This window comes from Aromatoleum sp. (assembly GCF_036675785.1).
Lineage (GTDB): Bacteria > Pseudomonadota > Gammaproteobacteria > Burkholderiales > Rhodocyclaceae > Aromatoleum.
In genome coordinates, this window is the sequence record NZ_JAKFEF010000016.1 from 1 (window position 1) to 25,830 (window position 25,830).

Consider the following 25,830-nt stretch of genomic DNA (forward strand, 5'->3'; position numbering starts at 1 on the left):
CTACAACGGCCTGCGCGACGAGATCGTCGAAGGCACCAACCTGCTGCTGTCGCGCGGCTGGAGCGCGAGCCGGGTGCTCGACGAGGCGCTGGTCGAGGGCATGCGCATCGTCGGCGTGGATTTCCGCGACGGCATCCTGTTCGTGCCCGAAGTGCTGATGGCGGCCAACGCGATGAAAGGCGGCATGGAGGCCTGCGCGACGACTACATCGTGCTGGTGGGCGGTGCGCCGCTGAACGAAGCCTTCGGCAAGGCCGTGGGTGCCGACGCCTACTGCCGCGACGCGGGGGTCGCCGTCGAGACCGCCAAGGCGCTCATCCAGCAACGACGCGCGGCCTGACGCTGCCTTTTACTACGACAAGAACCCAATGCACGGTGCCCGCCGGCAGCCGCAATCCACAAAGGACGGAAACATGACCGATACCATCATCAGCTCGCACAAGAAGGAAGTCGTCATCGGCTTCGAGCGCCCCTTCGTCGTGATCGGCGAGCGCATCAACCCGACCGGGCGCAAGCTGCTGGCCGCCGAGATGGCCAACGGCGATTTCTCACGGGTGATCGCGGACGTCGAGGCGCAGCTCGCCGCTGGCGCCCACATGCTCGACGTGAATGCGGGCATCCCGCTCGCCGACGAGCCGGCGATCCTCGCCGAGACCGTCAAGCTGGTGCAGTCGCTGACCGACGTGCCGCTGTCGATCGACTCGTCGATCGTCGCCGCGCTCGAGGCCGGGCTTTCGGTGTACAAGGGCAAGGCGCTCGTGAACTCGGTGACCGCCGAGGAAGACCGCCTGGAGTCGGTGCTGCCGCTCGTGAAGAAATACGGCGCCGCGGTGGTGGCGATCAGCAATGACGAGACCGGCATCTCGCAGGACCCGAACGTGCGTTTCGAGATCGCGCGCAAGATCGTCAACCGTGCGGCCGACTACGGCATCCCGGCGTGCGACGTGGTCGTCGATCCGCTGGTGATGCCGATCGGCGCGGTGTCGACCTCCGGACGCCAAGTGTTCGAGCTGTGCCACCGCCTGCAGAAGGAGCTCAAGGTGAACACCACCTGCGGCGCCTCGAACGTGAGCTTCGGCCTGCCGAACCGCAACGGCATCAACGCCGCGTTCATGGCCATGGCGATCTCGTCGGGCATGACCTCGGCGATCACCAACCCGCTGCACACCGAAATCATGAGCGCGATTATGGGAGCCGACGTGCTGATGGGCCACGACCAGGACTGCATGCGCTGGATCCGCAAGTTCCGCGAAGTGCCGCCGGCGGGTGCCGACGGCGCCGAGGCGCGCGGCCGCCGCGAAACCCGCCGTCGCCGCGTCGAGGCCTGAGGCAAGCCGGGCCGCGCGGGTGAGCCCCGGCCACAGGGGCAGTACCGCGAATCGGTCCGTTACGCTCAAAAACCCCAACCTCAACAGGAGAGCAACGTGAGCGAAGACGCGCTTGTCGTTTTCACCCCATCCGGACGGCGCGGCCGCTTTCCCGTCGGCACCTCGGTGCTGCAGGCCGCGCGCGCCCTCGGCGTCGATATCGATTCGGTTTGCGGCGGCCGGGGCCTGTGCGGCCGCTGCCAGATCGAACTGAGCGAAGGCGAATTCGCCAAGCACGGCGTGCACTCCTGTGCGAGCAACCTCAGCGGGCGCAGCGAGAACGAGCAGGCCTGGGAGAAGACCCATGGCGCGATGATCTCCGGCCGGCGCCTGAGCTGCTCGACGACGGTGCTCGGCGACGTCGTGATCGACGTGCCCGCCGACAGTCAGGTGCATCGCCAGATCGTCCGCAAGCGCGCCGAGGAGCGCGACATCGAGCTCGATCCCGCGGTCCGGCTGTACTACGTCGAAGTGCAGCAGCCGGACATGCACCTGCCGTCGTCCGACCTGCGCCGCCTGAAGGAGGCGCTGGACTTCGACTGGCGGCTCACCGACCTTCAGGCCGACATCCGCGTCGTGCAGGAGCTGCAATCCGCGCTGCGCCAGGGCGACTGGAAGGTCACGGTCGCCGTGGTCGACTCCGAACGCATCATCGGGGTGTGGCCGGGCCTGCGCGAGAAGGTCTATGGCATGGCGGTGGACGTCGGGTCGACGACGATCGCCGCGCACCTGTGCGATATGCAGACGGGCGAGGTCGTCGCTTCCGCGGGCAAGATGAACCCGCAGATCCGCTTCGGCGAGGACCTGATGAGCCGGGTCTCGTACGTGATGATGAAGCCGGGCGGCGAGGGCGAGATGACGCACGCGGTACGCGCAGCGCTCAACGAGCTGGCCGCGGAACTCGCGGCCGAAGCCGGCATCCCGGTCATCGACATCCTCGAAGCGACCTTCGTCGGCAACCCGATCATGCACCACCTGTTGTTCGGGATTAACCCGATCGAGCTCGGCGGCGCACCCTTCGCGCTGGCCACCGACGAGGCCGTCACCGGCCTGTGGGCGACCGAGATCGAGCTTCGCATCCATCCCAACGCCCGCCTCTACGCGCTGCCCTGCATCGCCGGCCACGTCGGCGCGGACACCGCGGGCGCGATCCTGTCCGAGACGCCGTACCTCACCGATGCGATGACGCTGATCGTCGATATCGGCACCAACGCCGAGATCGTCCTCGGCAACCGCAGCCGCCTGCTCGCCGCTTCCAGCCCCACCGGACCCGCGTTCGAAGGCGCGCAGATCAGCTGCGGCCAGCGCGCCGCGCCGGGCGCAATCGAGCGCGTGCGCATCGACCCCGTGACACTCGAGCCGCGCTTCAGGGTCATCGGCTCCGAAGCCTGGTCGGACGAAGCAGGCTTTGCCGCAGCGACGGCCGCGACCGGCATCACCGGGGTCTGTGGTTCGGGCATCGTCGAGGTCATCGCCGAGATGTACCTCGCCGGCATCATCGACCAGGACGGCGTGATCGACGGCGCGCTCGCGGAACGCAATCCGAGCATCAAGCCGAACGGCCGGACTTTTGCATACACGCTGTTCGAGAGCGAAGCACGCACCCTGCAGATCACGCAGAACGACGTGCGCGCGATCCAGCTTGCGAAGGCCGCGCTGTATGCCGGCGTGCGCCTGCTGATGGACAAGCTCGGCGTCGAGCGTGTCGAGCGCATCACCCTCGCCGGCGCGTTCGGCAGCCACATCGACGTCAAGTATGCGATGATCCTCGGCCTCATCCCCGACTGCCCGCTCGACCACGTCGCCGCCGTCGGCAACTCCGCCGGCACCGGCGCGCGCATCGCACTGCTGAACCGCGGGCGGCGCGAGGAGATCGAGACGGTCGTGCGCCGCGTCGACAAGATCGAGACCGCGGTCGAACCCAGCTTCCAGCAATATTTCGTCGATGCGATGGCGATTCCGCACAAATCCGATCCCTTCCCTAACCTGCGCGCCGTCGTGACGCTGCCCGAGAACAAGGCTGCCGAGCGCGCCGCTCCGGCGGGCCGCCGGCGCACACGGCGAGAGCGCGCGCCTGCCGAGGAAACAGCGACATGACGGACATGAAGCAACTCGACGACGTCCAGAACGCCGAGGACCGGCGCCAGATCGCGATCGACAAGGTCGGCATCAAGGGCATCCGCCACCCGGTGCGCGTGCGCGACAAGAGCGAAGGCGTGCAGCACACGGTCGCCGAATTCAGCATGTTCGTCGGCCTGCCGCAGCATTTCAAAGGCACGCACATGTCGCGCTTCCTCGAGATCCTGAACGGGAACGAGCGGGAGATTTCGGTCGAGTCGATCGGACCGATGCTGCGCGAGATGGTCGCGCGTCTGGAGGCCGAGACGGGAATGATCGACGCTTCCCGTATTTCATTAACAAGACCGCACCGGTGTCCGGCGTGCAGAGCCTGATGGACTACGAGGTCAGCTTCGTCGCGGAGCTGCGCGAAGGCGGGGAATACGTGTTCACGATGAAGGTCGTCGTTCCGGTGACGAGCCTGTGCCCGTGCTCGAAGAAGATCTCGCAGTACGGCGCGCACAACCAGCGTTCGCACGTGACCGTGACCGCGCAGACGCGCGGCTTCGTGTGGATCGAGGAGATCGTGCAACTCGTCGAGAGCCAGGCCTCGTGCGAACTCTACGGTCTGCTCAAGCGCACGGACGAGAAGTTCGTCACCGAGCGCGCGTACGAGAATCCGAAATTCGTCGAAGACATGGTTCGCGACGTCGCCGGCCTGCTCAACGCCGAAAAGCGCATCGAGCGCTACGTCGTGGAGTCGGAAAACTTCGAGTCCATCCACAACCATTCGGCCTACGCGCTGATCGAGCGCGACAAGCGCACCGCGGCGTAAGGGTATGAATACCCCAGTGCTTGAGGTGTCGATCGACGAGGCCCTTGCGGCCCACGGGCTCATCGCGCGCGGCGGCTTCAATTTCGGACTTGAAGAGGCCGTGCCGCCGGGGCCCTCCGGGCTTCCGGCGCGCGCGGTCGTGCTGGTCGGGCAGGCCGGCGCGTCCGCCTGGCCGCAGTTCCAGGCGTGGCGCGAGCGCCAGCCGAAGGACCTGCGCGACCCGCTGGACACCTGGGCGCGCGAGGTGATCGGCGCCGTCGCGGTGCAGGTCGGGGCGCGGGCGGTTTCGCCCTCCGACAGGCCGTTCGTGCCGTTCCAGCAATGGGCGATGCGCGCGGAGGGGCTGAAGCCGTCGCCGGTCGGTATCCTCATGCACCCGCGCTATGGCCTGTGGCACGCGTATCGCGGCGCGCTGCTGTTCGATGCGGAAATCGATATTGCGGCGGGTGAGGACGCGGCGCATCTGTGCGATACCTGTGTCGGAAAACCGTGCCTGAAGTCCTGTCCGGTCGGCGCCTATTCCAGCACCGGTTTCGCCTACGCGGCATGCGTGCATCATGTGCGTTCGGTCGCCGGCCTGCGTTGCATGACGTTGGGCTGTCTCGACCGCAACGCCTGCCCCCACGCCGCGGCCTATCGCTATCCGGCAGACGCGCAAGCGTTCCACATGATCGCCTTTGCCGCATAGCCGCGGTTACGGATTGCCGCGCGTCATGCGGGCGTTCGGAGATTCCTCATGAGGGCTGTACCCATGGCGTTGGCGAGGCCTCGCAGCATCGAGGCAGTGTTGCTGTTCACGGGATTCGTCGCTTCGACTTACGGGTTCGGCGTCTATCTGTTCCCGGCGATGGTGGAGTCGATCCGGCAGGAAATTCCGTTCTCGTACGGAACGATGGGGACGGTCTCGGGCCTGGTCCAGGCGGGTTCATGGTGTGCGCGCTCGTGAGCGGGATCCTGACCGTGCGTTTTGGCGCCATCCCAATGATTCTCGGATCGATTGCCGCTTGTGCGCTTGCGTTGGGCGCGTTGGCACTGGCGCCGAACCTCCTACGTGATGACGACGCTGCTCGTCATTCTTGGTGGGTGCGCAGCGGCCATCTGGGTTCCCATGGTCGAAGTCGCGCAACAGATCGTCCCGGCCGAACACCAGGGGAAGGCTTTGGGTCTGGTGTCGTCAGGCACCAGCTACGGGGTGTTCATCAACAGTCTCCTGCTGACGAGTCTTCTTCCCGCTGCCGGCTGGCGTTCCCTCTGGATCGCAACGTTTGCGCTGGTGGCCTTGCTTGCGATCGCGGGCTTCATTCGCCTGCGAGGGCTCGGTCGCCGTCGCGAGCCGGAATCGCACGCCGGCCACGCCAAGCCTTCGATTCGCGCGCGCTGGAACGATTTGCCGAAGGGGCTGGTGGCCGCGGTCCTGTTCATGATGTTTCTCAACGGGCTCTCCTGCATGCCCTACCAGACCTACTTGTCGGCGTTCCTGGAAGGCGAAGCGGGCTATGGCGCCGACACTGCGGCCTACGTCTGGCGCGTGATCGGCGTCGTCGGAATGGTGGGTGGCTTCGCCATCGGTGCCCTGGCCGACCGGATCACGGTGCGCCGGGGGATGATCGTCACGTATCTGATCCTGGCGAGCTCCTGCCTGTTTGTGCTCAATGCTGCAGGGGGCGAGGCGTCGTGGCTCCTCTATTGTGCAGCCATCACCTTCGGCATTTCCTTCAATGCGATCTTCGGTCTGGTGCCGGCCTATATCAGTCAGGCATTTGGCGCCGGCGGGGCGACGCTGGTATTTGCGATAGGAAACATAGCGCTCGGGGTGGGCGGCATCGCGGGCAACGTGCTCGGCGGCGCGTTGAAGGAGTCGATCGGCTCGTTCGAGCCGATCTACGTGATCATGATCGGAGCGGCCGTTTGCTCGGGGCTCCTCAGCGCGATGCTTCCGAGCGAGCACCGATTCAGGCTGGAGGCGCAGCCGGCCGAGGCCTAAGCGGAAGACCGGGCGCCCCCTCTCGGCGTCCGCATTGCGCGGCACGCCCCGAATTTTCTCCTGCCGATCCCGTTCTCGACGCCGCCCGGATGTCTCTACCGGCGGCGTTTTTTCTTTTTCGCACGTGCTATGGCCGTTGTCGCACCGAACGGTCCAAATTGAGCAAGTGCGTGACGGATACAGGCAAAAGGTCTTTCCACGGAATTCCTAAGATCTCCTCCCAAGAAGCCGCGATTCCTTTGCGGCAGAAGGCTTCCACAACAGCACCAACCGAGGAGACAGGAACCCATGTTCGCAATGACCGACCGCATCGCCGATTTCGACGACGAGCTCAAGGCGGCGATGGACGCCGAGTTCGAGCGCCAGGAAGCGCACATCGAACTGATCGCATCCGAGAACTACACCAGCCCGCGTGTGCTCGAGGCGCAGGGCAGCGTACTGACCAACAAGTACGCCGAGGGCTATCCCGCGAAGCGCTACTACGGCGGCTGCGAGCACGTCGACGTCGTCGAGCAGCTCGCGATCGACCGCGCGAAGCGCCTGTTTGGCGCCGACTACGCGAACGTGCAGCCGCACTCGGGCTCGCAGGCGAACGGCGCGGTCTATATGGCGCTGCTCGAGCCGCACGACACGGTGCTCGGCATGAGCCTCGCGCACGGCGGACACCTGACGCACGGTGCGAAAGTGAACTTCTCGGGCAAGACGTACAACGCCGTGCAGTACGGCCTCGACGAGGCGACCGGCGAGATCGACTACGCACAGGTCGAGGCACTCGCCCGCGAGCACAAGCCGAAGATGATCGTCGCCGGGTTCTCGGCCTATTCGCGCATCGTCGACTGGAAGCGCTTCCGCGAGATCGCCGACGCGGTCGGCGCCTACCTCTTCGTCGACATGGCCCACGTTGCCGGTCTCGTCGCTGCGGGCCTGTATCCCAACCCCCTCCCGTTCGCCGACGTCGTCACGACGACCACGCACAAGACGCTGCGCGGCCCCCGCGGCGGCCTGATCCTCGCCCGCGCGAACGCCGAGCTCGAGAAGAAGCTCAACGCGGCCGTGTTCCCCGGCATCCAGGGCGGGCCGCTGATGCACGTGATCGCCGCGAAGGCGGTGGCGCTGAAGGAGGCGCTGCAGCCCGAGTTCCGCGACTACCAGCAGCAGGTGCTGAAGAACGCGCGCGCGATGGCCGGCGCCTTCCTCGAACGCGGCTACAAGATCGTCTCGGGCGGCACCGACGACCACCTCTTCCTCGTTGATCTCGTCGACAAGGGCCTCACCGGCAAGCAGGCCGATGCGGCGCTCGGTGCGGCGCACATCACCGTGAACAAGAACGCGGTGCCGAACGATCCGCAGTCGCCCTTCGTCACGAGCGGCATCCGCATCGGCACGCCGGCGATCACCTCGCGGGGCTTCAAGGAAGCCGAGGCGAAGGAGCTGACGAACTGGATCTGCGATGTGCTCGACCACATCGACGATCAAGCCGTGATCGCCGCGGTGCGCGAGAAGGCGAAGGCCTTGTGCGCGCGCTTCCCGGTCTATCCGGCCACCCGCTGATCGGACACGGAGCGACACGTCATGGCGATCAGCGTATTCGAGATGTTCAAGGTCGGCGTCGGCCCGTCCAGTTCCCACACCGTCGGTCCCATGCGTGCCGCTCTGACCTTTGCCTCCGGGCTCAAGGACGCGGGGCTTTTGCCGCGCGTGCGCCGGGTCCGCGCCGAGCTATACGGTTCGCTCGGCGCGACGGGCAAGGGGCACGGCAGCGACAAGGCCGTGCTGTTGGGCCTGGAGGGCGAGGCGCCGGATCTCATCGACCCGGACACGATCGACAGCCGCCTCGCGAACATCCGCGGGGCCAAGCGGCTGTCCCTGCTGGGCCTGCACGCGGTGCCTTATGAGGAAAAGACGGACCTCGTGTTCCTGCGCCGGCAGACGCTGCCGTACCACCCGAACGGCATGCGCATCACGGCCTACGGCGACGGTGAGGCGGAGCTCGTGAGCCGCGTGTATTACTCGGTCGGCGGCGGCTTCGTCGTCAACGAGGAGGCCGCCGGCGCGGACCGCATCGTCGAGGACAGCACCGAGTTGCCGTACCCGTTCCACAGCGCGGACCAGCTGCTGACGCAGTGCGCGGCGAACGAACTGTCGATCAGCCAGCTGATGCTGGAGAACGAGAAAGCGTGGCGCAGCGAGGCCGAGACGCGCAATGGGCTGCTGCATATCTGGAAGGTGATGCAGGCCTGCGTGCGCCGCGGCTGCGAGATCGAAGGGACGCTGCCCGGCGGCATGAAGGTGCGCCGGTGCGCCGCCGAAATGTACCGCAAGCTGTCCGCTGCGCCGGAAGCGTCGCTGCGCGATCCGCTGACGACGTTGGACTGGGTGAACCTGTACGCGCTGGCGGTAAACGAGGAGAACGCCGCGGGCGGGCGCATCGTGACCGCACCGACGAATGGCGCGGCCGGAATCATCCCTGCAGTGCTGCACTACTACTACCGCTTCGTCTCCGGTGCGACCGAGGACGGTGTCGTGCGCTTTCTGCTCACCGCGGCGGCGATCGGCATCCTGTTCAAGGAAAACGCTTCGATCTCGGGCGCTGAAGTCGGCTGCCAGGGGGAAGTCGGCGTCGCGTGCTCGATGGCGGCCGGCGCGCTCGCCGAAGTGCTGGGCGGCACGGCCGAGCAGGTCGAGAACGCGGCCGAGATCGGCATGGAGCACAACCTGGGCCTCACGTGTGACCCGGTCGGTGGTCTCGTGCAGGTGCCGTGCATCGAGCGCAACGCGATGGGCTCGATCAAGGCGATCAACGCCGCGCGCATGGCGCTGCGCGGCGACGGCAAGCATTTCGTGTCGCTCGACAAAGTGATCAAGACCATGCGCGACACCGGTCGCGACATGAAGGACAAGTACAAGGAAACCTCGCGCGGCGGGCTCGCCGTGAATGTCATCGAATGCTGAGCGATGACCGCAGATTGACGGCGAAATCGGCACTTCAAGGAGAGAGAGTCATGCAGCACTATTCCGGCTTCGGGCTCGTCAAGCACGCGCTCAGTTACCACGAGAACTGGCAGCGGGCGTGGCGCAACCCGACCCCCAAAAACAAATACGACGTCGTGATCGTCGGCGGCGGCGGTCACGGCCTGGCGACGGCCTACTACCTGGCCAAGGAACATGGCATCACCAACGTCGCGGTGGTCGAGAAGGGCTGGCTCGGCGGCGGCAATACCGCGCGCAACACCACCATCGTGCGCTCGAACTACCTGTGGGACGAGGCCGCGTGGCTCTACGAGCACGCGATGAAGCTGTGGGAAGGCCTGTCGCAGGACCTCAACTACAACGTGATGTACTCGCAGCGCGGCGTCATGAACCTGGGCCACACGCTGCAGGACATGCGCGACATCCATCGCCGCGTGAACGCCAACCGCCTCAACGGCATCGACGGCGAAGTGCTGGATATCCGACAGATCCAGGAGATCGTGCCGATCATGGACTGCTCGAAGAACACCCGCTACCCGATCATGGGCGCCTCCTGGCAGCCGCGCGGCGGCGTCGCGCGCCATGACGCCGTGGCCTGGGGCTTCGCCCGCGGCGCGGACGCGTGCGGCGTCGATATGCTGCAGCAGACCGAAGTGACCGGCATCCGCATGAGCGGTAAGAAGGTGCTGGGCGTCGAGACCAACCGCGGGTTCATCGCCGCCGACACGGTCGGCGTGGTCACCGCCGGCAACTCCGGCGTGCTCGCGAAGATGGCGGGCTTCAAGCTTCCGGTCGAATCGCATCCGTTGCAGGCGCTGGTGTCCGAGCCGATGAAGCCCATCCTCGATACCGTCGTGATGTCGAACAAGGTGCACGGCTACGTCAGCCAGTCGGACAAGGGTGACCTCGTGATCGGCGCCGGCATCGACGGCTACAACGGCTACGGCCAGCGCGGCAGCTACGCGACGATCGAGCACACGCTGCAGGCGATCGTCGAGATGTTCCCGATCTTCTCGCGCGTGCGCATGAATCGTCAGTGGGGCGGTATCGTCGATACCTGCCCCGACGCGTGCCCGATCATCTCGGCAACGCCGGTCGGAGGCCTCTTCTTCAACTGCGGCTGGGGCACCGGCGGCTTCAAGGCGATCCCGGGCTCGGGCAACGTCTTCGCGGCGACCCTGGCCGCGGGCAAGCCACATCCGCTCGCGGCGCCGTTCTCGATCGACCACTTCATCTCCGGAAAACTCATCGACGAGCACGGCGCCGCGGGCGTCGCGCACTGACAGGAGCCGCACACATGCTTCACATCTACTGCCCGCACTGTGCGGAATACCGCGAGGAAGAAGAGTTCCGGCCGAAGGGCGAAGCGCACATCGCGCGCCAGGTCGCGCCCGAGTCCACGAGCGACGAGGAGTGGGGCGATTACCTCTTCTTTCGCAAGAACCCGCGCGGCCTGCACCACGAACAGTGGTACCACGCCGCCGGCTGCCGCAAGTTCTTCAACGTCACGCGCAACACCGTGAGCTACGAAATTCTCGAAACCTACAAGGTCGGCCACAAGCCTTCGGTCACCCAGCAAGCTTCGGCCGGCCGGTCTTCCAGCAAGGGAGCGGCAAAATGAGCCAGCAGAACCGACTCGGCAACGGAGGCCGCATCGATCGCAGCCGCCCGCTGCGCTTCACCTTCAACGGCGTCGAATACCAGGGCTTCGCCGGCGACACGCTCGCGTCCGCCTTGCTCGCCAATGGCGTCGACGTCGTCAACCGCAGCTTCAAGTATTCGCGTCCGCGCGGCATCGTCGCTGCTGGCGCCGAGGAGCCGAATGCGATCCTGCAGCTCGGCGCCACCGAAGCCGCCCAGGTGCCCAACGTCCGCGCCACGCAGCAGGCGCTGTACGGCGGCCTCGTCGCCGCGAGCACGAACGGCTGGCCGAACGTCGACAAGGACCTGATGGGGGTCGTCGGCAGCGTCGGCGGACGCTTCATGCCGCCGGGCTTCTACTACAAGACCTTCATGTCGCCGGCGTCGATGTGGCCGAAGTACGAGAAGTACATCCGCAAGGCCGCGGGACTCGGGCGCGTGCCGAAGGAGAACGACCCCGACATCTACGACCACGTCAATCGCCATTGCGACGTGCTCGTGGTCGGCGCCGGCCCGGCGGGTCTCGCGGCAGCGCTCGCCGCGGGTCGCAGCGGTGCGCGTGTGATCCTGTGCGACGAACAGGAAGAGATGGGCGGATCACTGCTCGATTCGCGCGAACTGATCGATGGCCGCCCGGCGTCGGCATGGGCCGCGTCGGTGCTCGGCGAGCTCGCGTCGCTGCCCGAAGTGCTGCTATTGCCGCGCACGACCGCGAACGGCTATCACGACCACAACTTCGTCACCCTGCACGAGCGCCGCACCGAGCACCTCGCCGACCTAGCGCCCAGCGCGAACGGGCGTCGCCAAGTCCGCGCTCGGATGCACCGCGTGCGCGCCGGTGAAGTCATCCTCGCGACCGGCACGCACGAGCGCCCGCTGGTGTTTTCGAACAACGATGTGCCGGGCAACCTCGTCGCCGGCGCCGTCTCGACCTACATCCGCCGCTACGCAGTTGCGCCGGGCCGTCGGCTCGTGGTGTCGACGTCGAACGACCACGCGTATCGCGCCGCGCTCGACTGGCACGACGCGGGCCGTTAAGTCGTCGCGATCGTCGATGCACGCGAGCAGCCGGACGGCGATCTCGTCAATGAGGCTCGCGCCCGCAAGATCCGCATCATTCCGGGCAGCGCGGTGATCGAGGCGCAGGGCAAGAAGCGTGTCAGCGGGGCGCTGGTCGCCCGCATCGACATCGGCGGCTTCCGCGTCGAGGGCAGCGTCGAGACGCTCGCCTGCGACACGATCGCGAGCTCCGGCGGCTACAGCCCCGTCGTGCATCTGGCCGCGCACACCGGCGCGCGTCCCGAGTGGCGCGAGGACATCCTCGGCTTCGTTCCCGGCAAGGTGCCGGGGATGACCCCGGCGGGTGGCGTGCATGGCAAGGGCGCGCTCGCCGATGCGCTCGCCGACGGTGCAGCAGCAGGTGCCGCGGCCGCCCAGCGCACTGGCTTCGCCGCCAAGGCGTCGTCCCTGCCGAAGCTCGCGAAAGTCCGCGAGGGCAAGGCCGTCGCGCTCTACCAGGTGCCGCACGTGAAGCCTCCGATGCGCGCGCCCAAGCAGTTTGTCGATCCGCAGAACGACGTCACCGCCGCCGGCATCGAGCTCGCGACGCGCGAAGGCTTCGAGTCGATCGAGCACGTCAAGCGCTACACGGGCATGGGCTTCGGCACCGACCAGGGCAAGCTCGGCAACATCAACGGCATGGCGATCGCCGCGCGCAGCCTGAAGCAGACGATCCCGCAGACCGGCACCACCGTCTTCCGCCCGAACTACACGCCGATCACCTTCGGCGCGATCGCGGGCCGTCACTGCCGCGAGTTCTTCGACCCCCGCCGCTACACGGCGCTGCACTCGTGGCACGTCGAGCACGGCGCGAGGTTCGAGGAAGTCGGCCAGTGGATGCGCCCGTGGTACTTCCCGCGCGGCAACGAGACCATGCACGAGGCGGTGCAGCGCGAGACCCGCGCCGTGCGCGAGTCGGTCGGCATCCTCGACGCCTCGACGCTCGGCAAGATCGAGATCCAGGGCAAGGACGCGCGCGAGTTCCTGAACCGCCTTTACACCAACGCCTGGACCAAGCTCGACGTGGGCAAGGCGCGCTACGGCCTCATGTGCAAGGACGATGGCATGGTGATGGACGACGGCGTGACCGCGTGCATCGGCGAGAACCACTTCCACATGACGACCACGACCGGCGGCGCCGCGGCCGTGCTCGACTGGATGGACCTGTGGCATCAGACCGAGTGGCCCGAGCTGGAGGTGTACTTCAACTCGGTCACCGACCACTGGGCGGCGATGGCGATCAACGGTCCGAACGCACGCAAGCTGCTGGCCGAGCTCACCGACGACATCGACCTGTCCCGCGACAACTTCAAGTTCATGGATATGCGCGAAGGCACGGTCGCCGGTGTTCCGGCCCGCGTCTATCGCATCTCCTTCACCGGCGAGCTGTCGTACGAGATCAACGTTCAGGCCAACCATGCGCTGCATGTGTGGAAGGCGCTGTTCGAGAAGGGCGAGAAGTACGGCCTGACGCCCTACGGCACCGAAACCATGCACGTGCTGCGCGCCGAGAAGGGCTTCATCATCGTCGGCCAGGAGACCGACGGTTCGATGACGCCGGAGGATCTGGGCATGCAGTGGTGCGTCGGCTACAAGAAGCCGTTCTCGTGGATCGGCCGCCGCGCGCTGTCGCGTCCCGACACCAAACGCGACGACCGCAAGCAGCTCGTGGGCCTCAAGCCGCTCGACCCGAAGCTCGTGCTCGACGAGGGCGCGCAGATCGTGCTCGAGAAGGAGATCCGCATCCCGATGCCGATGGTCGGGCATGTCACCTCGAGCTACTACAGCCCGAACCTGGGTCACTCGTTCGCGCTCGCCGTCGTCAAGGGCGGCAGCAAGCGCGTGGGTGAAACCGTTTATCTGCCGATGGCCGACGGCCGGGTGCATGCGGCCGAGGTCGTGAGCCCGGTCTTCTACGACGCGGAAGGAGCACGCCAAAATGTCTGAGTTTTCACAAATGGATCTGAATCCGCGTGGCGGCGCGGTGAAGTCGGAATCGCCGCTGGCGATGAGCCGCGTGAATGTCGTCCTCGCCGCTTCGGCGCGCGACGCCGGCGTCGTGGTCCGCGAGAAGCCCTTCCTCGGCCACCTCGTGCTGCGCGGCAACGCGCAGGATGAGGGCTTCCGTTCCGGCGTCGAGCGCGTGCTGGGTCTTGCGCTGCCGCTCGCGCTCGGTCTTGTCCCGCGTGACGAGTCGCGCGGCGTCAGCATCCAGTGGATGTCGCCCGACGAGTGGCTGATCCTCGTGCCGGCCGGACTGGAGTTCGAAGCCGAGGCCGCGTTGCGGCGCGAGCTCTCCGGCCACTACGCGGCCGAATACGGCAGCACCGGAAAACGGAGCCCAACGGCTCCGTTTTCATTTGGGGACTTTGTTTCCTGCCCCTTTAACGGAAGCGGAGCAGGGGCTCGGCGAGCACCGCTCCGCGCCTGCGGCACGCGGGAGCGAAGCGGAGACCGCCGGGAGGAAGTCTCCCCCCCGAACTCCCAGAGGTCGTCGCGGGATTGCTCGCATCTGTCGCAACCCGGCAAGTCAAGGTCAGAGCGCTGTTTTATCTTGAATTGACGCAACACAAACGGGGACGGACATGAACCAGATCTTCATCGATGACATCCACGCAGACGCGCAGGTCGGCATCTATCCGCATGAGCTGGTCGGTTCGCAGCCCGTGTCGATCACCTTGCGCCTGGGCATCGGCGGGCGGGCCGCGCGCAGCGACCGTTTCGAGGACACGATCGACTACGCCGAACTGGTCGGGCGGCTGCGGGAATACCTCGCCCAGCGCCGCTTCGCGCTGCTCGAACACCTCGCCGATTCGCTCGCCGGCGTGATCTTCGACGAGTTCCGCCCGAGCTGGATCACCCTGTCCGTGCATAAGCCGCAGATCCTGGAGGGCGTGGGGCGCGTCGGCGTGATGATCGAGCGCAAGTGCGACGAACACGTCGCCCACGCCCCCTTCCCGCTGCAGCAGGCGGCCTGACTTCCTTTCAAGATCCGACGCCAATCCATGAGAGCGATCCGAAGCATCCTCGTCGCCAACCGTGGCGAAATCGCGATCCGCGTGTTCCGGGCCGCGAGCGAACTGGGCATCCGCACGGTGGCGATCTACGCCAACGAGGACCGCTTCGCGCTGCACCGCTTCAAGGCCGACGAGTCCTACCTCGTCGGCAACGGCCAGAAGCCGATCGCCGCCTACCTCGACATCGCCGACATCATCCGCGTCGCAAAGAATGCCGGCGTCGATGCGATCCACCCCGGCTACGGTTTCCTCTCCGAGAACCCCGAGTTCGCCGAAGCCTGCGCGGCGGCCGGCATCGCCTTCATCGGCCCGCGCCCGCAGGTGATGCGCGACCTCGGCAACAAGGTCGCCGCCCGCAGCCTCGCCGTTTCGGCGGGCGTGCCCGTCGTCCCCGCCACGGGCGCGCTCCCGCGCGATCTTGACGAGATTAAGCGCCTCGCGCGCGAGATCGGCTATCCGCTGATGCTCAAGGCGAGCTGGGGCGGCGGCGGGCGCGGCATGCGCGCGATCGAAACCGAGGAAGAACTCCCGGGGCTGCTCGACGTCGCCCGCCGCGAAGCGCTCGCCGCCTTCGGCAACGACGAGGTTTACCTGGAAAAATTGGTCCGCCGCGCGCGCCACGTCGAAGTCCAGGTGCTGGGCGACACGCACGGCAATCTCGTGCATCTCTTCGAGCGCGACTGCTCCGTGCAGCGGCGCAACCAGAAGGTCGTCGAACGCGCCCCGGCACCGTACCTCGACGACGCGCGCCGCACCCAGCTGTGCGACGCGGCACTGAAGCTCTGCCGTGAAGCCCGCTACACGCACGCCGGCACCGTCGAATTCCTGATGGACGCCGACACCGGCGCCTTCTACTTCATCGAAGTCAATCCGCGCATCCAAGTCGAGCACACCGTCACCGAGCAGGTCACCGGCGTCGATATCGTCAAGGCCCAGATCCGTGTCACCGAAGGCGCGCGCATCGGGGGAGAGGACGCCTACCTCCCCGCGCAGGCCGACATCCGCCTCAACGGCCACGCGCTGCAGTGCCGCGTCACGAGCGAAGACCCCGAGAACGGTTTTACCCCCGACTACGGCCGCATCACCGCCTACCGCAGCGCCGCGGGCTTCGGCCTGCGCCTCGATGGCGGCACCGCCTACTCGGGTGCGGTGATCACCCCGTTCTACGATTCATTGCTGGTGAAGGTCACCGCCTGGGGCCACAGCCCGGACGAAGCCATCGCCCGCATGGACCGCGCCCTGCGGGAATTCCGCATCCGCGGCGTGTCGTCCAACCTGCAGTTCCTCGAGAACGTCATCGCGCATCCGCTCTTCAAGTCCGGCGAATGCACGACGCGCTTCATCGACACCACGCCCGAGCTCTTCCGCTTCCAGAAGCGCCAGGACCGCGCGACGAAACTGCTGAAATTCCTCGGCGAAGTCAGCGTCAACGGCAACCCCGAGATGGCGGGGCGCGAAGCGCCCAAGGGCGTCCTCACAAAGCCGATCAAGCCGCAGGTCGATCTCGCCGTGCCCCCGCCCGCGGGCACGCGCGACCGCCTGAAGGAACTCGGCCCGCAGCGCTTCGCCCAGTGGATGAAGGCCGAGCAGCGCGTGCTCCTCACCGACACCACGATGCGCGATGCCCACCAGTCGCTCTTCGCCACCCGCATGCGCACGCGCGACATGCTGGAGATCGCACCGCACTACGCGCGCCTCGTGCCGCAGCTCTTCTCGCTCGAATGCTGGGGCGGGGCGACCTTCGACGTCGCGCTGCGCTTCTTGAAGGAAGACCCGTGGGAGCGCCTCGCAGGCCTGCGCCAGGCCGTGCCCAACGTGCTGTTCCAGATGCTGTTGCGCGCGTCGAATGCCGTCGGCTACACCAACTACTCCGACAACGTCGTGCGCTACTTCGTGCAGCAGGCGGCGAAGGAGGGCGTCGACGTCTTCCGCGTGTTCGATTCGCTCAACTGGATCGACAACATGCGCGTCGCGATGGACGCCGTGAATGAAGCGGGCGCCTTGTGCGAAGGCACGATCTGCTACACGGGCGACCTCTTCGACGCGAGCCGTCCGAAATACAACTTGAAGTACTACGTCGACCTCGCGAAGCAACTGGAAAAGGCGGGCGCCCACATCCTCGGCATCAAGGACATGGCGGGCGTCTGCAAGCCGCGCGCCGCCCGCGCGCTGGTCAAGGCGCTGAAGGAAGAAGTGGGCCTGCCGATCCACTTCCACACCCACGACACGTCGGGGATCGCCGCCGCGAGCGTGCTCGCCGCGATCCAAGCAGGCGTGGATGCGGTCGATGGCGCGATGGACGCGATGAGCGGGCTCACGTCCCAGCCCAACCTCGGCTCGATGGCCGCGGCACTTGCCGGTTCCGACCGCGACACCGGGCTCGACCTGGACGCGATGCAGTCGCTGTCGCACTACTGGGAAGGCGTGCGCCGCGCCTACGCCCCGTTCGAAGCCGACATCCGCTGCGGCACCTCCGATGTCTACAAGCACGAGATGCCGGGCGGGCAGTACACGAATCTCCGCGAGCAGGCCCGCGCGATGGGGATCGAGCACCGCTGGCCCGAAGTCTCGCAGGCTTACGCGGACGTCAATAAACTCTTCGGCGACATCGTCAAAGTCACCCCCACCTCGAAAGTCGTCGGCGACATGGCGCTCTTCATGGTCGCCAACGACCTCACGCCGGCCGAAGTCGCCGACCCGGAAAAAGAGGTCGCCTTCCCCGACTCGGTCGTGTCGCTCTTCCGCGGCGAACTGGGCTTCCCGCCCGACGGCTTCCCCAAGGATCTGGAACGCAAGGTCCTCAAAGGCGCCGAACCGCTCCAGGGGCGCGCGGGCGATTTCCTGCCCGCGGTCGACCTCGATGCCGCAAGGGCAGAAGCGCAGGCCGCGACCGGGCCGGCAGATCTCCGACACCGACCTCGCGTCCTGGCTGATGTACCCCAAGGTTTTCGAGGACTACGCGGCGCACCACGCGCACTACGGCGACGTGTCGCTGCTGCCGACGCCGGTGTTCTTCTACGGCCTGAAGGACCGCGAGGAGATCAGCGTCGACATCGAGCGCGGCAAGAGCCTGATCGTGCGCCAGACCGGCAGCAGCGACACGCCGGACGAGGAGGGCCGAGTCAAAGTCTTCTTCGAGCTGAACGGCCAGCCGCGCCTGCAGCGCATCCCCAAGGCCGGGGCCGCGCCGACGGGCCGGCGCCATCCGAAGATCGACGAGGCGAATCCGAATCACATCGGCGCGCCGATGCCGGGGGCGGTCGTCACGGTCGCCGTGCATGTTGGCCAGAAGATCACCAAGGGCACGCCGCTGGTATCGATCGAGGCGATGAAGATGGAAACCGCGCTCACCGCGGAACGCGACGCGGTCGTCAAAGCCGTGTTCGTGAAGCCCGGCGACAAGGTCGCGGCGAAGGATCTGCTGGTCGAGCTTGCCTGAGCACGGACATGGGACGCCGCGAAGACGCCTCGCCGAGTGTAGAAGCCGTGACGCGCACGCCGCCGAGGCGGCGCTGCTCGAACAGCCTTCGTTTCGACTTCCCGAACCCGGGCGGGCACGAAGGACCGCTGGTTTTCGAGCAGCCGTCGGAGACCATCGAAGCCCGCGACGCGACGCAGGTGCGCGCGGCGCTCGCCCGTGCGGATCGTGCTGCGCGTGAAGGAAAGTGGGTCGCGGGCTTCGTCTGCTACGAGGCCGGAGCGGCCTTCGACCCGGCGTTCCGTTTCAACGGCAGGCCCGATCTGCCGCTCGTGTGGTTCGGCGTCTTCGATGCGCCCGTCGCCGCCCCCGCCCCGAGTCAGGCCGCTGCCCCCGCGTTCGACTGGCGCCTGTCGGCGGGCCGCGCGCGCTACGAGCAGGACATCGCGGCGATCCTCGACCACATCCGCGCCGGAGACGTGTATCAGGTCAACCACACGCTGCGCCTCGCTGGACGCTATCGCGGCGATTGGCGCGCGCTGTACGCAGGTTTGCGGCAGCGGCAGGCGACAGGATATTGCGCATGCATCGAGCTGGAGCAGCACAAGATCCTGAGCGTTTCGCCCGAGCTGTTCTTCTCCCGCGAGAATCGCCGACTGACCTTCAAGCCGATGAAAGGCACGGCGCGGCGCGGCGCCACTGAGGAATTCGATCACGCGTTGCGCGAGCGGCTCACGAGCGCCGAAAAGGAGCGGGCCGAGAACCTCATGATCGTCGATCTGATCCGCAACGATCTGTCCCGGATCCCGCAGTCACGGTCCGTGTCGGTGCCGTCGTTGTTCTCGGTCGAGGAGTATCCGACGGTATGGCAGATGACTTCGACGGTGACCGCGGACGTCCCGCCCGAGCTCGGTCTCGAAGAGATCTTCGCTGCGACCTTTCCCTGCGGATCGATTACCGGGGCGCCGAAGATCGAAGCCATGAAGATCATTGCCGAACTCGAAAGCGGACCGCGCGGAATTTATTGCGGGGCGATAGGAATGCTGCGGCCAGGCGGCGATGCGGTCTTCAACGTCGCGATCAGGACACTGGCGTTGGATACGGTCTCCGGGATCGGCCGGTACGGCGCGGGAAGCGGCATTACAGCCGATTCGATTGCTGCCGAGGAATATGACGAGGTGCTCGCGAAATGCTTGGTAATGCAAGAGTCCGTGGCAGTCGATGGCTGTTGAAGCGCCAGGGCATCTCTTTCGGCGGGCGTGTTTTTTGCGGCCCGACCCCGCTCCTGCAAGGATAAATTCGCGTTATGCAAAACCGCCAGGAAGCACTCGAAGATTGTTCTCCCTCCCCATCCTCCATACTCTCGCATGCGGCGTCTTTTCCTTTTCCTCACTCCAGAACGAATGCCAGGAGAACACGATGCCGAGGGCAGCAAAGAAGCTGAAGCAAGCATTTTCCGCTTCCGGGGACGAGGCGCACCGCCAGGCGGCGGCGGTGGCCTTGCTGCGCCACAGTCTCGATTTGGGCCACCGGCGGTTGTCGCTCAAGCGCCTGGAAGCTGCGGTAAGCTGCGGGGCCACGCTCGACGACGACGACCTCGCACGCTGTGCCGAACTCGTGTTGCGTGTTGCCGACCCCGGCGTCCAAGCACGGCTGGCGCATCTGAGCCGCCAGCTTTCTGCCCATGCGTCGTTCGTCTGCATTGCCGGTCGACGAGCAAGGCGCCGCTCGCGCACGCTGACAGCTCCCGAGTACCGCACGAAAGATCACAAGCTACACGTCCGGAGAGTCGATGTGCTCTCCACAGCAGACGAGGGCCGACTTGACGAGTCTGTCCGCTGGGGTGAGTCCGAATCGAAATGGTAGGTCTTTCTCACTCGCTTGCGGCGCACGGGGCCTGGGAGCCGGGAGTTTCAAGCAGGATTCCGCGCGAGTTCGAGCACCTCGAGACCATCCATCGCGCGGAGCACGTCTTTCCCGGGCCGGACCTTGTCGAAGATTATGCGCGCCTCACCGGCCTGCCCCATGAGGAACTCGTGATGTTCCGACCGGCGCGTCTCGCGCTGCATGAGGTAATCGTACGCGTTACCGCAGATATCTCGGTCGCCGAGGGGGCGTCCGAGGAGGCGTTCGGTCAGGACTTCCGTCGCATCGCGGGAAGAATCCTCGAAGCCTATGTCTCGCCGCGAATGCACGAACTCGAGCGTCTGCACGAGGACTTGCGCCAGCGTGCCAGCGAGAGCGTGAGGGCGATTCTCGATGCCCGTCTCGGCACTGTGCCGCCACCGCCCCGGCCCCGCGCTTTTGGGTTCAACCTGCTCCGGTGGAAGAGGCGGAATGCGCCGGTCGTCACGGAGGCGTCCGCCGATCGCGAGCACAGCGTAGTTGCCCAGTTCAAGGCCGACGCACAGGCCTCCGCGACGCCGCTAGATCGGGCGCTGTTCGGAAGTCTTCACCGCGTTCTGGGGGCTGTTCTCGCAACCCGCGGAAGGTTGGGTTCCGATCACGCCGTCCTCGCCGAGCTCGCGACCCGGCACGTGTGCAACCGGTTGGGCAGCCGTCTGATCGGCGGCGTGATCGCGCCGCTCGTCGAGGTGGCGATCGAAACGGAGGGCTACACGCGTGTCGCCAACCGCGCGGCGCCGTTGCTCATCAGCCTGAAGGGGGCGTCCGCAGCGGGCAAGAGCTCGATCCGTCCGATGGTCAAACGCCTGATGCTCGACAGCGGCATCGATCCGGACGACTACGCAACGATCAGCCCCGACGTCTGGCGCCGCCTGCTTCTCGACTACGATTCGTTGGGGGAGGCCTACAAGTACGCCGGGCATCTCACCAGCCGTGAGCTGGTGGTGATCGATGCCAAGCTGGACCGCTATATCCGCGACAAGGCGGAGCGGGGGCAGGGCATCTCACATCTGCTCGTCGACCGCTTCCGCTTCGACAGCTTCTCGATCGTGGAAATCGGGCGCGTGCTGCGGCGGACCTACACGAAGTATGTGTCCACGATCCACATGTATTTCATCGTGACACCCCCGGAGGAGACCGTCGAGCGAGGCTGGCAGCGGGCTCTCGAGCGCGGCCGCTACAAGGCGGTCGAGGATTTCCTCGGCCATTGTGTCGAGACCTACAGCGGTATGCCGCGCGTGCTGTTCCGCTGGCTCGGCTACCGGCATGTCGATTACCACTTTCATTTCCTCGACAATCGGGTTCCCAAGGGGGCGTTTCCGACGCCGATCGCGAGCGGAGACGGAACGCGAATGGTGATCTACGATCCGCACGGCATCGTGGCGATCGACCGGTACCAGAAAATCGACATCCATGCGCGCTCGCGCGGCGCCGTCTATCCGCCCGGCCCCGCGATGAACACGTGCAACAACCTCTCGTTCCTGCGCCAGTGTCTTCACCGAATTCCCGTCGTGACGTTCTTCGACGGGCCGGAGGGCAAGGCTTGGCTCGAGGCGCGTAACGGCAATTTCGAGATCCTCGACCCGAGCACCTTCGAAAAGCTCCTCGGCGACCAGCATATGGCGGTGATCATCGGCGAAATTGCGCCCGGCCTCGCCGCTCGCTCGCGATGACCCCACGCACCCGCCCCGCCGCTCATGAACCCGCGCTACGGGTCCTGGCAGGCCTTTCGCGCGCTGCGGAAGCGTCCGGAGTGTCTGGGAAACGTCGTCAGATCGCCTTCGGCTCCGCCGCGTCGGGCGCGTCGCGGCCAGCCCCGTGAGCGGCTTCGTGAGCGCCATCGGTCGTCGGCATGATCTCCAGCGCCGCCGGAGAAGTTCCCATCATCGACACGAAATGCCCGTGCTCGGCAACGTCCTCCGGCTCGCGTCTCGTCGCAGCCCAGGCGATCAGCGCGAGCAAGGCATGCGTTGCGGCGAAGTGCAGCGCCAGCGCCGCGGAACCGAGCCACGCCATCGAGACCCCGACGACGATCGGTCCGATTGCGGCCCCGATGCCGTACAGCAGGAGCACGGCGCTCGAGCCGGCGACGATCTCTTCGGATGCGAGGTGGTCGACGAGGTGCGCGACGACCATCGGATAGATCGCGAACGCGAAGCCCCCGAAAAGCGTCATCGCGAAGATTGCCACGGTCTGGTTGAGGTCGACGGATAGCAGCGGCAGCGCGGATAGCGCGGCGAGCGACGCCGCGATCGCAAGCGCGAGCCTGCGGTCGATACGGTCGGAAAGCGCGCCGAGCGGCCACTGCAGCAGCGCACCGCCGAGGATCCCGGCACTCATGAACAGCGCGACCCATCCCTCGCCGTGCCCAGCGCGGGACGCGTATACCGGCCCCATCGCCCAGAACGCTCCGATCGCCATGCCCGAGAGCAGCGCGCCCAGTCCCGCCACGGGCGTCCCGCGCAGCAGCCGCAGCAGCGAGAATGAACCGACCTTGTGCGGGACCGGCTGCGTGAGTCGCGTCGCGGCGACCGGCATCACCGCGAGGCACACGAAGAGTGCGGAAACCATGAACAGCGCGAGCGCGTTGTCCGTGTCGAAGCGAAGAATCTGCTGCGCGAGCGCCAGCGAAAGCTGGTGCACGATCATGTAGATCGCGAAAATGCGTCCCCTCAGGGCCGGCGGCGTCTGGTCGTTCAGCCAGCTCTCGACGAGCGTATAGAGCGCGACGATCGACGTGCCTGCGACGACCCGGAGCGCCACCCAGGTCATCGGTGAGACGAGCAAGCCGTGCACCAGCGCCGTCCCCGCGAGGCCGACCGCGAAGAAGGCGAATGCCCGTACGTGCCCGACCCGCCGGATCAGGACCGGCGCAAGAAAGCTGCCGAACAGGTACCCGGCGAAATAGCCGGATCCGAGCAGGCCCAGAAGGGCGTCACTGAAGCCTGCCTCATTGCCTCTGATTGCGAGCAGCGTTCCGAGCAGGCCGTTTCCGACGAGCAGGAGGGCGACGCCACACATGAGGCTGGCGATCGGAAGTGTATGTGCAAGCATCAGTCACGTTTCGGAGGGAGTGGATTGGAGAATTTTCTCCGAGTTATCCCTGACGGCGCCAGCGACAGGCGGCGCGCTCCTCCGCGTCGCCGTCTGCCGTCGGTATGCGCTACAGGAAAGTCTGGCCGCGTTCAGGCGGGAACGGCCCGGAGGATCGAGCGGGGAGGCGACGCCGCCTCGGTCGCGTCCTCGCGCAGCACGTCCGCGACGGTGTGGAACGAGCCGAAGACGATGACGCGGTCGCCCGGGGCCGCGAGGTGCTCGAGCGCATGGCGATAGGCGAGACCGGGACGGTCGAACCCGCCGAGGCACCGTTCGACGCCGTGCGAACGAAGCGTCCGGGCGAGATCGACGGCACTCGCGCCGCGTGGTTCCTGGAGGTCGGCCACGAGCCACTCGTCGATGCGGTCCTTCAGCGCCTCCACGACGCCGTCGATGTCCTTGTCCGCGAGCATCGCGAACACCGCGAGATTGCGCCCGCCGGCGGTCAGCCCGTCGAGATTGCGCGCGAGGGCTGCGGCCGCATGCGGGTTGTGGGCGACGTCGACGACGACCGCAGGCTCATGTCGAAGCACCTGAAAGCGGCCGCTGACACTCGCGCTGACGAGCCCGGCACGAATGGCGCCTTCAGGGACCGGTAGACGATCGCTTAAGTGGCTCAGCGCGGCGATGGCCGCGCTCGCATTCGACAGCTGGAAGGCGCCGCGGAGCTGAGGGTAGGGCAGCACTAGCGGGGCCGCGCCCGTCCGGCGAAAGCGCCAATTGAGACGATTGCAGCGGAAATCGAAATCCCTTCCGATCTCGAGCAGATCGGCGCCGATGGCCGCGGCATGCGCACGAACGCTCGCCGGCGGCGAGGGGGCGGCGCAGACCGCCGGACGGCCGCTGCGAAAAATGCCCGCCTTCTCGAAACCGATCGCCTCGCGCGTGTGGCCGAGATAGGCGACGTGGTCGATATCGACACTGGTAATCACCGCGCAGTCGGCGTCGAAGGCGTTCACCGCGTCGAGCCGCCCGCCCATGCCGACTTCGAGAATGGCGACGTCGACGTCGGCGCGCACGAACAGCGCGACCGCGGCAAGGGTGCCGAACTCGAAGTAGGTCAGGCTCACATCGCCCCGGGCCCGCTCGACGTCGGCAAAGCTCTCGCACAATTCCCGGTCGCTCGCCTCGCCGCGGTCCACGCGTACCCGCTCGTTGTACCGGAGCAGGTGCGGCGACGTGTAGCAGCCGACCCGGTAGCCGGCTGCGGCGAGCATCGCCTCGAGCATTGCGCAGACCGAGCCCTTTCCATTGGTGCCGCCGACGACAATGATCGGAAACGAGGGCGCGAGACCGAGGCGCCGCCTGACAGCCTGCACCCGTTCCAGTCCCATCTCGACGACCGTCGGGTGCATGAGCTCGATACGCGCGAGCCAGTCGTTCAATGTCATTGGGGGCATGATTCGAGGTCCTTGCGCGGTTCGCGCCGGCCGAAGTGATGGCCGGAACACGCTGATTTGACAGCGCCGGACGGCCGCCCGCTTGCCCAAGGACGACATAATGTTGCTCGATTGCGTCAGACGAATTGCCAGACGCAAGTCGCAAACGCCGTTGCGACGCTGCTCACAGCGTCAAGTCGGCGTGCACGCCTCAATCCGTGCGATAAGACGGATTGTACGGTCTTGTTGACCGCCCTGCCTCCGGCAGGGCACGGGCTGACGGGTTGTACGCGTCGGGACTTCCTGTTTTTCGCAAGAAAGCGCAATCGCGCTCAGTGGAACTCCTCGTCATCCGGGGCGAGCGGGAGGACCATGATTCCTTCGTCGAGCAGTTCGCCGACGTCGTCGGGCGTCGCCTTGCCCTTGATGTTGCGCGCATTGCTGTCGCCATAGTGAATGCGCCGTGCTTCTTCCGCAAAGCGCTCGCCGACGTCTTCCGATTCCATGCCGATATGCCGCAACATCGCCAGTGCCGCGGCAATCGTGTCGGCATTCGCAAGGGCGACGTTCCGGCCGGGGGCGGCGGCGCGCGGCTGGGGAGCGCCCGAGCCGGTATTGAGGTAAGGCGCAGTCGGGCGGCGCTCGATATGGGTCGAGCCGCAGACCGGGCAATTCACTTGTTGTCGCCCCTGCTGGACCTCGAACGCATCGACGGACCCGAACCAGCCTTCGAACAGATGTTCGTTGTCACAGCAGAGGTTGAGAACGATCACTCGGAAACCCTGAAGAAATACGCTCCGGGGACGGTATCCGCTCTCGTCCCGGTGCTTGGCGAAAATCAAGACGGCCGCGGCCGATGAGTGGCGACATGGCCGAACCTCAGCCGATGCGGCAATTGTAACGCCCGCAATACGATTAGTCGTGCCGGCATTACCGCTCGCAGTTACTTGCGGTACAACGCGAGATACAATTGCGGACCCCGCCCGGGTGATGAAATTGGTAACCATAGTGGACTTAAAATCCACCGCCGAACGGCTTACGGGTTCGAGTCCCGTCCCGGGCACCATGCGGCTCCGCTCTGCGTCGAAACGACCTGCGCTGC

At 66.4% G+C, this 25,830-nt stretch carries 23 protein-coding genes, 1 tRNA gene and 2 pseudogenes; 22 read left to right on the forward strand and 4 right to left on the reverse strand.

Annotated elements, in window-relative coordinates:
• The 20 genes and pseudogenes from V6M37_RS03665 to V6M37_RS03760 all read left to right on the forward strand — a co-directional run.
• A partial coding sequence (locus tag V6M37_RS03665) for a B12-binding domain-containing protein (protein WP_332671128.1) occupies positions 1 to 235 on the forward strand: 235 nt, incomplete at its 5' end.
• Entirely contained in the window at positions 211 to 339 is a 129-nt protein-coding gene (locus V6M37_RS03670) for a hypothetical protein (RefSeq protein WP_332671129.1), read from the forward strand. The genes V6M37_RS03665 and V6M37_RS03670, both read left to right, overlap by 25 nt.
• Positions 340 to 412: 73 nt before the next feature.
• Complete coding sequence (locus V6M37_RS03675) at positions 413 to 1,327, forward strand: dihydropteroate synthase (protein WP_332671130.1); 915 nt, start codon at positions 413 to 415, stop codon at positions 1,325 to 1,327.
• A 96-nt stretch (positions 1,328 to 1,423) separates the two neighbouring features.
• Positions 1,424 to 3,463, forward strand: a complete 2,040-nt coding sequence (locus V6M37_RS03680) for an ASKHA domain-containing protein (protein ID WP_332671131.1) — start codon at positions 1,424 to 1,426, stop codon at positions 3,461 to 3,463.
• Positions 3,460 to 4,259: pseudogene (gene folE2 / locus V6M37_RS03685) on the forward strand (GTP cyclohydrolase FolE2). The gene V6M37_RS03680 and the pseudogene folE2 overlap by 4 nt, the downstream one beginning before the upstream one ends.
• A gap of 16 nt (positions 4,260 to 4,275) precedes the next feature.
• Positions 4,276 to 4,947, forward strand: a complete 672-nt coding sequence (locus tag V6M37_RS03690; protein ID WP_332671132.1) for a hypothetical protein — start codon at positions 4,276 to 4,278, stop codon at positions 4,945 to 4,947.
• Positions 4,948 to 4,995: 48 nt separating this feature from the next.
• Complete coding sequence (locus V6M37_RS03695; RefSeq protein WP_332671134.1) at positions 4,996 to 5,205, forward strand: hypothetical protein; 210 nt, start codon at positions 4,996 to 4,998, stop codon at positions 5,203 to 5,205.
• Between the two features lie 108 nt (positions 5,206 to 5,313).
• Positions 5,314 to 6,243: an MFS transporter gene (locus tag V6M37_RS03700; RefSeq protein WP_332671135.1), complete on the forward strand. Its 930-nt coding sequence runs from the start codon at positions 5,314 to 5,316 to the stop codon at positions 6,241 to 6,243.
• A gap of 288 nt (positions 6,244 to 6,531) precedes the next feature.
• Entirely contained in the window at positions 6,532 to 7,794 is a 1,263-nt protein-coding gene (gene glyA, locus V6M37_RS03705) for a serine hydroxymethyltransferase (protein WP_332671136.1), read from the forward strand.
• A 21-nt stretch (positions 7,795 to 7,815) separates the two neighbouring features.
• Positions 7,816 to 9,195 carry an L-serine ammonia-lyase gene (locus V6M37_RS03710; protein WP_332671138.1) on the forward strand — a complete coding sequence of 460 codons (1,380 nt, stop codon included), beginning with the start codon at positions 7,816 to 7,818 and terminating at the stop codon, positions 9,193 to 9,195.
• 50 nt (positions 9,196 to 9,245) lie between these two features.
• On the forward strand, positions 9,246 to 10,496 hold the full coding sequence (locus tag V6M37_RS03715; RefSeq protein ID WP_332671139.1) for a sarcosine oxidase subunit beta family protein: 1,251 nt from the start codon (positions 9,246 to 9,248) through the stop codon (positions 10,494 to 10,496).
• A 14-nt stretch (positions 10,497 to 10,510) separates the two neighbouring features.
• On the forward strand, positions 10,511 to 10,834 hold the full coding sequence (locus tag V6M37_RS03720) for a sarcosine oxidase subunit delta (RefSeq protein WP_332671141.1): 324 nt from the start codon (positions 10,511 to 10,513) through the stop codon (positions 10,832 to 10,834).
• On the forward strand, positions 10,831 to 11,892 hold the full coding sequence (locus V6M37_RS03725; RefSeq protein WP_332671142.1) for a 2Fe-2S iron-sulfur cluster-binding protein: 1,062 nt from the start codon (positions 10,831 to 10,833) through the stop codon (positions 11,890 to 11,892). The genes V6M37_RS03720 and V6M37_RS03725 overlap by 4 nt, the downstream gene beginning before the upstream one ends.
• 93 nt (positions 11,893 to 11,985) lie before the next feature.
• Positions 11,986 to 13,860, forward strand: a complete 1,875-nt coding sequence (locus V6M37_RS03730) for a glycine cleavage T C-terminal barrel domain-containing protein (protein ID WP_332671144.1) — start codon at positions 11,986 to 11,988, stop codon at positions 13,858 to 13,860.
• A 10-nt stretch (positions 13,861 to 13,870) separates the two neighbouring features.
• Positions 13,871 to 14,476 (forward strand): sarcosine oxidase subunit gamma family protein, encoded by a 606-nt coding sequence (locus V6M37_RS03735; RefSeq protein WP_332671146.1) that lies wholly within the window; start codon positions 13,871 to 13,873, stop codon positions 14,474 to 14,476.
• A gap of 22 nt (positions 14,477 to 14,498) precedes the next feature.
• Positions 14,499 to 14,891: a dihydroneopterin aldolase gene (locus tag V6M37_RS03740; RefSeq protein ID WP_332671147.1), complete on the forward strand. Its 393-nt coding sequence runs from the start codon at positions 14,499 to 14,501 to the stop codon at positions 14,889 to 14,891.
• 27 nt (positions 14,892 to 14,918) lie between these two features.
• Positions 14,919 to 17,762: pseudogene (locus V6M37_RS03745) on the forward strand (pyruvate carboxylase); the annotation flags it as partial.
• A 100-nt stretch (positions 17,763 to 17,862) separates the two neighbouring features.
• Complete coding sequence (locus V6M37_RS03750) at positions 17,863 to 18,369, forward strand: biotin/lipoyl-containing protein (RefSeq protein ID WP_332671198.1); 507 nt, start codon at positions 17,863 to 17,865, stop codon at positions 18,367 to 18,369.
• 8 nt (positions 18,370 to 18,377) lie between these two features.
• A complete protein-coding gene (gene pabB, locus V6M37_RS03755; protein WP_332671199.1) occupies positions 18,378 to 19,580 on the forward strand; it encodes an aminodeoxychorismate synthase component I in 1,203 nt (400 codons plus the stop codon).
• 187 nt (positions 19,581 to 19,767) lie between these two features.
• Positions 19,768 to 20,214 (forward strand): hypothetical protein, encoded by a 447-nt coding sequence (locus V6M37_RS03760; RefSeq protein ID WP_332671148.1) that lies wholly within the window; start codon positions 19,768 to 19,770, stop codon positions 20,212 to 20,214.
• Positions 20,215 to 20,261: 47 nt separating this feature from the next.
• On the opposite strand, the gene V6M37_RS03765 is transcribed toward V6M37_RS03760, so the two are convergent.
• Entirely contained in the window at positions 20,262 to 20,561 is a 300-nt protein-coding gene (locus V6M37_RS03765; protein WP_332671149.1) for a hypothetical protein, read from the reverse strand.
• Here V6M37_RS03765 and V6M37_RS03770 point away from each other — a divergent pair.
• On the forward strand, positions 20,538 to 21,926 hold the full coding sequence (locus tag V6M37_RS03770) for a hypothetical protein (RefSeq protein WP_332671150.1): 1,389 nt from the start codon (positions 20,538 to 20,540) through the stop codon (positions 21,924 to 21,926). The genes V6M37_RS03765 and V6M37_RS03770 overlap by 24 nt on opposite strands.
• Positions 21,927 to 22,023: 97 nt before the next feature.
• On the opposite strand, the gene V6M37_RS03775 is transcribed toward V6M37_RS03770, so the two are convergent.
• The 3 genes from V6M37_RS03775 to V6M37_RS03785 form a co-directional block, all read right to left on the reverse strand.
• Positions 22,024 to 23,307 carry an MFS transporter gene (locus tag V6M37_RS03775; RefSeq protein ID WP_332671151.1) on the reverse strand — a complete coding sequence of 428 codons (1,284 nt, stop codon included), beginning with the start codon at positions 23,305 to 23,307 and terminating at the stop codon, positions 22,024 to 22,026.
• A 131-nt stretch (positions 23,308 to 23,438) separates the two neighbouring features.
• Positions 23,439 to 24,749: a bifunctional tetrahydrofolate synthase/dihydrofolate synthase gene (folC, locus tag V6M37_RS03780; protein WP_332671153.1), complete on the reverse strand. Its 1,311-nt coding sequence runs from the start codon at positions 24,747 to 24,749 to the stop codon at positions 23,439 to 23,441.
• 311 nt (positions 24,750 to 25,060) lie between these two features.
• Positions 25,061 to 25,735: a DUF1178 family protein gene (locus V6M37_RS03785; protein WP_332671155.1), complete on the reverse strand. Its 675-nt coding sequence runs from the start codon at positions 25,733 to 25,735 to the stop codon at positions 25,061 to 25,063.
• Here V6M37_RS03785 and V6M37_RS03790 point away from each other — a divergent pair.
• Positions 25,710 to 25,794 (forward strand) — tRNA-Leu (locus tag V6M37_RS03790). The two genes, V6M37_RS03785 and V6M37_RS03790, sit on opposite strands and share 26 nt — an antisense overlap.
• Positions 25,795 to 25,830: the final 36 nt, after the last annotated feature.